Consider the following 5,844-nt stretch of genomic DNA (forward strand, 5'->3'; position numbering starts at 1 on the left):
GTGAGGTGGAGGTCGTGCTGGCGGGGCATCCGGCGGTGGCCCAGGCGGCGGTCGTCGTACGGGAGGACATCCCCGGCGACAAACGACTCACCGGCTACGTGATCGCCGCCGACGGCGTGGATGCCGCCGAGGTGCCCGAGACGCTGCGCGCCTACGCCGCCGAGCAACTGCCCGGATACATGGTGCCCTCGGCGATCGTGGAGCTGGACAGCTTCCCGCTCACGACCAACGGCAAGCTCGACCGCAAGGCGCTGCCCGCCCCCGACTATGCGGCCGGCGCGGGCAGGGCGGCGGCCGACGCGCGCGAGGAACTGCTGTGCGGAGCCTTCGCCCAGGTGCTCGGCCTGCCGGCCGTCGGCGTGGACGACGACTTCTTCGCCCTGGGCGGCCACTCGCTGCTGGCGACGCGGCTGGTGAGCCGGGTACGCGCGGTACTGGATGTGGAGCTGCCGATCCGGGCGCTGTTCGAAACACCGACCCCTGCGGCCCTCGCGCGCAGACTCGTTCAGGCCGGGCCGGGACGAGCGGCGCTTCAGGCGCGCGAGCGGCCGGAGCGAGCGCCGTTGTCGTTCGCGCAGCGGCGGTTGTGGTTCCTCGGGCAGTTGGACGGGCCGAACGCCACGTACAACATCCCCCTCACCCTGCGGCTGAGCGGAGAGCTGGACCGGGAGGCCCTGGCGGGCGCGTTCCGCGATGTGATCGGGCGGCACGAGGTGCTGCGGACGGTGTTCTCGATGGCGGACGGGGAGCCGTACCAGCGGGTGCTGCCGGTCGACGACTCCGGGTTCGAACTGCGGGTCGTGGACGTCGCGGCGGACCAACTCGAAGAGGCGGTGACCGGGGCGACCAGGTACGCGTTCGACCTGTCCACGGAGATCCCGCTGCGGGCGTGGTTGTTCGCGACGGCGCCTCAGGAGCACGTGCTGGTCCTGGTGGTTCACCACATCGCCGGGGACGCCTGGTCCATGGAACCGCTGGCCCGCGACATGGCGGAGGCCTATGCGGCCCGCCGCGAGGAGCGCGAGCCGGGCTGGGCGCCGCTGCCGGTGCAGTACGTCGACTACGCGCTCTGGCAGCGCCAGTTGCTCGGCGACGAGGGCGACATGGGCAGTGTCCTGTCGCGTCAGGTGGCGTACTGGCGCGATGCCCTCGCCGGGGCACCGGAAGAACTGGAGCTGCCCGCGGACCGGCCGCGGCCCGCCGAGGTGTCCACCCGCGGGCACAAGGTGCCACTGCTGGTGCCCGCCGAGGTCCACGAGCGGCTGCTGGAGATGGCGCGCGTGGAGGGCGTGACGGTCTTCATGGTGCTCCAGGCCGCGCTCGCGACGCTGTTGCACCGCCTGGGCGCCGGCAGCGACGTCCCCATCGGGGCGTCGGTCGCGGGACGGACGGACGAAAGCCTCAACGATCTGGTCGGCTTCTTCGTCAACACGCTCGTGATACGCACCGACCTGTCCGGTGACCCGACGTTCCGCGAACTGCTCGCACGGGTGCGGGCGGTGAGCCTGTCGGCGTACGAGAACCAGGACGTGCCGTTCGAGAGGCTGGTCGAGGAGCTGGCCCCGACCCGGTCGCTGGCCCGCCACCCCCTCTTCCAGGTCATGCTCACCCTGCAGAACACGGGCGGGCCCGGCGGCGGCCCCGCCGCCGACCTGCCGGGTCTGCGAACCGACACGCTGCCCCTCGGGAGCGCGGCGGCCAAGTTCGACCTGGAGCTGTCCGTCGGGGAGATGCTCGACGCCGCCGGTGCTCCGGCGGGTATCGAGGGCATGCTCATCGCCGCTGCCGACCTGTTCGAACCGGAGACGGCCGAGCGGATCGCGGGCTGCCTGGTGCGGGTCCTGGAGGCGATCGCCGGGGACACAGACGTGCACCTGAGCGCGGTGGACGTGCTCGACGCGGACGAACGGCGGCTGGTCCTCGAGGAGTGGAACGACACGGGTGCCCCGCTGCCCGCCCTGTCCGTCCCCGACATGTTCGAGGCGCAGGTGGCGAGGACACCGGACGCGGTGGCGGTGGTGTGCGGCGATGCCCGGCTGACCTATGCCGAGCTGAACGCGCGCGTGAACCGGCTGGCCCGGCTGCTCGTGCGGCGCGGTATCGGTCCGGAGTCGCGTGTCGCGGTGTGCATGGAGCGCTCGGCCGACCTGCTCGTCGCTCTGCTCGCGGTGCTGAAGGCCGGGGCCGCGTATCTGCCGGTCGACCCGAACCATCCGGCCGAACGCATCGCCGTCATGCTCGATGACGCCCGGCCCGGGCTGCTGCTCACCGGTCGCGGCGCCGCGGCCGAGGCGTCCGGGCCGGAACGGATCGACGTGGACGATCCCCGCACGGTCGCGGAACTGGCGGGCCTGGACGACGCCGCCGTCACCGACGGCGAACGCGTCACGCCACTGCTCCCGGACCACCCGGCCTATGTGATCTACACGTCGGGTTCCACCGGGCGGCCCAAGGGAGTCGTCGTCCCGCACGGCGCCATGGCGAACCTCGTCGCGACGATGGGCCGGCGGATCCCGATGGACACCACGGACCGCCTGCTGGCCGTGACGACGGTGACCTTCGACATCCACGTCTTCGAGTTGTACGTTCCGCTGCTCGCGGGCGCCGCGGTCGTGGTCGCCCAGGACGGGGACGTGCGGGATCCGGCGGCGGTGGCCGAACTCGTCGAACGGTTCGGGGTGAGCGTGATGCAGGGCACCCCCGCGCTGTGGCACGCGCTGCTGACCGCACACGCGGCGGCCGCGCGGGGACTGCGTCTGCTCGTCGCGGGCGAGGCACTGCCCGGATCCCTGGCCGCCCGCATGGCGGCGGTCGGGAGCACGGTGACCAACCTGTACGGTCCGACCGAGGCGACGGTCTATGCGACCGCGGCCGCTGTCGCGGCGGGTACCACGGTGTCCCAGGTGCCGATCGGCCACCCGATTGACAACACGCGGGCCTATGTGCTCGACGGTGCGCTGCAGCCGGTACCGCCGGGCGTGTCCGGTGAGCTGTATCTGGCCGGAACGCAGCTCGCACGCGGCTATCTGGAGCGCCGGGGACTGTCCGCGGAGCGCTTCGTGGCCTGCCCGTACGGGCCGGCCGGGGAGCGGATGTACCGCACCGGCGACGTGGTGCGGTGGCGGACGGGCGGTGAGCTGGAGTTCCTGGGCCGGGCGGACGACCAGGTGAAGATCCGGGGATTCCGGATCGAGCTGGGCGAGGTGGAGGCCGTGCTGGGTGCCCACCCGGCGGTCGGGCGCGCTGCCGCGGTGGTGCGCGAGGACGTCCCGGGCGACAAGCGGCTCGTCGCCTACGTCGTGGCCGGTGACCCGGACGACGGCGATGTGGCGGCAGCGGCGCATGCCCACGCGGCCGAGCGGCTGCCGTCGTACATGGTGCCCTCGGTGGTCGTGGCGGTGGACGCGTTGCCGTTGAACGCGAACGGGAAACTCGACCGCAAGGCACTGCCGGCCCCGGCCTACACCTCCGGTGGCGGGCGTGCCGCGGCCACGATCGAGGAAGAGCTGCTGTGCCAGGCCTTCGCCGAGGTGCTCGGACTGCCCGCGGTCGGCGTGGACGACGACTTCTTCACCCTGGGCGGCCACTCGCTGCTGGCGGTGTCGCTGGTGGAATGGCTGCGGCAGCGCGGGGTGTCGGTGTCGGTGCGGGCACTGTTCACGACGCCGACGCCGGCCGGACTGGCGGCAGCGGCAGGGCCGGAGACGGTGGAGGTACCGCCGAACCTGATCCCCGACGGTGCCACCAGGATCACGCCGGAGATGCTGCCGCTGGTCGACCTGGGCGAGGCCGAGGTCGCGCGGGTGGTGGAGCGCGTGCCGGGCGGCGCGGCCAACATCCAGGACGTCTACCCGCTGGCCCCGCTCCAGGAAGGCATCTTCTTCCACCACCTGATGCTCGACCGGGACGGCACGGACGTGTACGTGACGCCCACCGTGATCGAGTTCGACTCACGGCGACGCCTGGACGCCTTCCTCGAGGCGATGCAGTGGGTGGTGGACCGGCACGACGTCTACCGCACGGCGTTCATGTCCGACGGTCTACCGGAACCGGTTCAGGTGGTGCTGCGCCACGCCGGCCTGCCGGTCGAGGAAGTGGTCCTGGACCCCGAGGGCCAGGACGCCCACGAGCAGCTGGCGGCCGCCGTCCGCGGCTGGATGGAGCTGGACCGGGCACCGCTGATGACGACGCACATCGCCGCCGACCCACGGAGCGACCGGTGGCTGTGCCTGCTCCGCGTCCACCATCTCCTCCAGGACCACACCGGCCTGCAGGTGATGCTCGACGAGCTGCGGGCCCACCTGGCAGGACGGACCGAACAGCTGCCGGAGCCGCTGCCGTTCCGGGACTTCGTCGCGCAGGCACGGCTCGGGGTGCCGAGGGAGGAGCACCAGCGCTACTTCACCGACCTCCTCGGCGACGTCACCGAGCCGACCGCACCGTACGGGCTGGCCGAGGTGCACGGCGACGGCACGGCGGTGGCCCAGGCCAACCTCCGGGTCGACGGCGACCTGACCGGGCGGCTCAAGGAGGTCGCGCGGTCGCTGGGGGTGAGCCCGGCGACGGTCTTCCACCTGGCGTGGGCACGCGTGCTGGCGGCCTTGTCGAGCCGCGACGACGTGGTGTTCGGCACCATCGTCTTCGGCCGGATGAACTCGGGGGCGGGCTCCGACCGCGTACCGGGCCTGTTCATCAACACGCTGCCGGTGCGGGTGCGCCTGGCCGGCCTGCCGGTCGGGGAGGCGCTGACCGGCCTGCGGCACCAGCTCGCCGACCTGATGGTCCACGAGCACGCGCCGCTGGCCCTGGCCCAGGCGGCCAGTGGGCTGCCCGGCAGCCCCCTGTTCACCTCGCTCTTCAACTACCGGCACAACCAGGAGGTGTCCCAGGAGGCCGCCGAAGCTCTGGAGGGCATGGAACTGCTCTCCGACCGCGACATCACGGACTATCCGCTCGCCGTGGCCGTCGATGTCGGAGGGGGCGGCTTCACCATCGCCGTGGACGCGGTGGCTCCCGCCGATCCCGCCCAGGTCTGCGCGCTCCTGCACACCTGCCTGGACAACCTGGTCACCGCCCTCGAAGAGGCCCCTGACACGCCGCTGATGGCCTTGGACGTGCTGGACGGAGCCGAACGCTCCGAGCTGGTCGAGGGGCACAACGACACCTCGGTCGCGGTGGCGGACGTCTCGGTGCCGGAAGCGTTCGCGCAGCGGGCGGCGGCCGATCGGGACGCCGTGGCGCTGGTGTCCGGCGATGCCGAGGTGCGGTACGGCGAACTGGACGCGCGGGCCGATGAGCTGGCGCGGGTGCTCGTCGCGTCCGGCGTGGGGCCGGAGACGGTGGTCGCCGTGCTGATGGAGCGGTCGGCCGAGCTGGTGGTGGCCCTGCTGGCGGTGCTGAAGGCCGGAGGCGTGTACCTGCCGCTGGACGCGGGATGGCCGGTGGCGCGGATGCGCGCGGTGATCGAGGACGCGGGCGCACGGTCGGTCATCGTGCACGACGCGACGGCCGGACATGACATCGGCCGAACGACCGGACTCGACGTGGTGCCGGTCGACGCGCACGCGGATACCGAGGTGGAGCTGCCCGCGTCGGTGGCTCCGGACGCGGCGGCGTACCTGATGTACACGTCGGGTTCGACGGGTGTGCCCAAGGGTGTGGTGACCACGCACCGGGATGTCGTCGCGCTGGCCCGAGACCGGTGCTGGGGTGTGACGCCGCGGGTGCTGTTCCACGCCCCGCACGTCTTCGACGCGTCGTCGTACGAACTGTGGGTGCCGTTGCTGTCCGGCGGCACGGTCGTGGTGGCGCCGAACGAGGCGGTGGACGGGACGGTGATGCGGC

General features: G+C 72.5%; 1 protein-coding gene. It reads left to right on the plus strand.

Annotated features, from left to right (window positions below; all coding sequences use genetic code 11):
• Window positions 1–5,844 (plus strand): amino acid adenylation domain-containing protein (locus ACYVMZ_RS38970; protein WP_461088004.1); only part of this gene is annotated, 5,844 nt, incomplete at both ends.

The sequence above is a fragment of the Streptomyces deserti genome (assembly GCF_054782695.1).